Source organism: Kineococcus auxinigenes, assembly GCF_050871525.1.
Taxonomy (GTDB): Bacteria; Actinomycetota; Actinomycetes; order Actinomycetales; family Kineococcaceae; genus Kineococcus.
The window spans coordinates 1-783 of the sequence record NZ_JBKBCT010000152.1; the positions used below are offsets into that span (position 1 = coordinate 1).

1 protein-coding gene is annotated in these 783 nt (G+C 60.8%); it reads right to left on the minus strand.

Annotation, left to right across the window (positions count from 1 at the left end; all coding sequences use genetic code 11):
- The coding region (locus ACRYR9_RS19735; protein ID WP_432540223.1) for an SDR family oxidoreductase at positions 1-488 on the minus strand (488 nt) is incomplete at its 3' end.
- Positions 489-783 lie beyond the last annotated feature (295 nt).

Consider the following 783-nt stretch of genomic DNA (forward strand, 5'->3'; position numbering starts at 1 on the left):
AGGCTTTCCGCCAGCCCGGTGATGGCCCATTTGGTGGCGGTGTACAGGTTGCCCGGATACACCTTGCGTCCGGACACGCTACCGGTGAACAGAAAATGCCCGCGCCGTTCGGTCAACACCGGCAGTGCGGCCTTGATCAACAGCGCGGCGCCCAGGAAGTTGGTGTTGATCATGTCGCGCCAGCTGTCCGGGTCGCCGGTCAGCAAATCACCGCGCGAAGAAAACCCCGCGTTGGCATAGGCGACATCCAGGCCACCGAAGTGGTCGACGCAGGCCTGCACCGCGCGCTGCGTTTGCTCCCAGGACGATGCATCGACAACATCGCCCGTGATCCGTTGGCGGGCGTCCGCATCGAACGAGCCGAGAAAATCGTCCAGCCGCTGGCGCTGGCGACCGGTGACATACACCTGATGGCCTTCGGCAACAGCGTGCCGCGCGGTGGCTTCGCCAATGCCACTTGTGCCGCCCGTAATCAACAATGTTTTCATGTGTCACCTCATGTTTAAAAGAAGGGTTCAGTTGCGATCGAGCCGTTGGCAAGCGTGCGCAACGCATCCATCAGAAACGCAATCAAGAAAGGGAATGGGCTTTGGCCACCCGAGTGGGTTGGCCCGCATAGATTGCGACGTCGTCATCAACGTATTGGCCCGTGGCAGACGGTCAGTTGATGGGCGAAGCCGGGGCCAAATTATGCGGTTCAGCGGACGCAACGCGCCCCGAGGGAACTGTTATTTGTTGTGTGTGCAGCCAACGCCCTGAGCAGGGGAGCATGGGTAATGGAGG